Annotated in this window: 2 protein-coding genes; both read right to left on the bottom strand. The window is 34.7% G+C overall.

Annotated elements, in window-relative coordinates; genetic code table 11:
• Positions 1–321: 321 nt before the first annotated feature.
• Complete coding sequence (locus DXD65_RS20845; RefSeq protein ID WP_034532644.1) at positions 322–630, bottom strand: hypothetical protein; 309 nt, start codon at positions 628–630, stop codon at positions 322–324.
• Between the two features lie 2 nt (positions 631–632).
• Positions 633–1,573: RHS repeat domain-containing protein (locus tag DXD65_RS20840; protein ID WP_233556174.1), on the bottom strand; the 941-nt coding region annotated here is incomplete at its 5' end.

Raw genomic sequence — 1,573 nt, 5'->3', positions numbered from 1 at the left:
TAGGTAATTGTACTAATTCCCTTGTTTAAATCTTTAGTTAAATTTCCATTGGAATCGTAGGTGTATTCGTTTGCCTGCTTCACACCATCTTTGAACTGGAAGCCATCATTGTAGGCAGAAGTCGTCACATTCTCGCGGAAACGGTTAGTGTCTGTACCAATGATTGTAGTATTATCATAGGTAGTGTTAGCATTTAAATTAATTTTACCATTAGACCTTCATTACCCCACTTGGCGCCAATATTTCCATTATAGTGAGCACCCTATAAAAAAACAGCGGATATCTACATCCGCTGTAATAAAATTGTTATAGAAATATTATTCAATTATTTGTTCTTTGTTTTAATATAAAATAGAATAAAAGCATTATAAAAACCTCAGAGAGTACACCTGGCAAATATAGAAAACCTATCATTATATCAAAATTAAAACGCCAAAACATAAAGAAAATAGTAGAAAGAGAGACAGCAAGTACCAATTGCAGACAACAATATAATAATGTCGTTTTAAGATTAAGCCTCAATTTCAACAATAATAATAAGAACACAACCGTTCCTAAAACAAATGTTATTGATCCTACAAATAATTCAACTGAAAATAAATCTCCTAAGGATATACTTTGACTTTCCATATCTATTCAATTTTAACTTGTCTCTTTTTAGGATCATAATTTAGTGACTTAAAACTATTTTGATACTCTTTAACTATGCTATTAGGCCTTGAATCTATAATTACTGGTGCCTTATCTTTTACAGATGGATCTTGTTTCAAAACATCAGCTGCAAAAGTTCCACAATTATTATTCCTTAATGAATACTCTTTTCTCTTTGGATTAGAGTTCTCTGCTATTTTTGATTCTGCATAAGTTTTCATTTCTTTAAATTTATCACTTTCAATATATGCTCCTTCTATTCTCCCGCCATGTCCTGCTTGTTCAGATATTACTGATAAGGTTTTATTTAATGATTCCAATGTAGGCTTTTTATCTTGCCCCATTTTTACATCTGGAACAGCGAATGTTCTGACAATTCCTTTCCCCTCTTTATCATATCTGCCATATTCATAATATTTAGTCACTCCTGTTTTATTATCAATTAGCAACACTCCAGCATGACCTAAATTTCCAATCTTACCAATAGGAGTTGATATTTTATAATCGGGGAAAGCAATATAAATACCATCTTTCCCGTTAGGTTCTATACAATTTATAGGATTACTATAACAATAAGTATACAAACTTTCTGAATAATGCTTCTCAGCCAGCGAATCCACCGTCGTAAACCTTCCCAGCGCCGCATCATAATGCCTTGCACCGTAGTCATACAGATTCACCCCCTTCTTACCATCAAACTCCTTACCGTTGTACTTGTAAGGCTGGGTATTGCCTGTATTGGCAAACACCCCTCCGAATGGATAGTAATGGTTCGTCTCCTCTACCGTGCCGCTCTGGTTGATGACTACCCGGTTGTTACCCTGATGGTCTTTCAAGTAATAGTGATACTTGCTGTCACTCAGAGTAACATAACCCTCATCAGTCAGCAGCAACTTCTGAACACCGTTCTCATAGACCACGT

The sequence above is a fragment of the Bacteroides sp. 4_1_36 genome (assembly GCF_003466325.1).
Classification (GTDB): Bacteria; Bacteroidota; Bacteroidia; order Bacteroidales; family Bacteroidaceae; genus Bacteroides; species Bacteroides uniformis.
The sequence above is the reverse complement of the archived record's forward strand: the minus strand, read 5'-3'. Positions and strand labels throughout refer to the sequence as shown.

Coding starts and splice junctions, on each gene's coding strand:
- DXD65_RS20845 (WP_034532644.1), bottom strand. CDS start 630: ATGGAAAGTCAAAGTATATCCTTAGGAGATTTATTTTCAGTTGAATTA.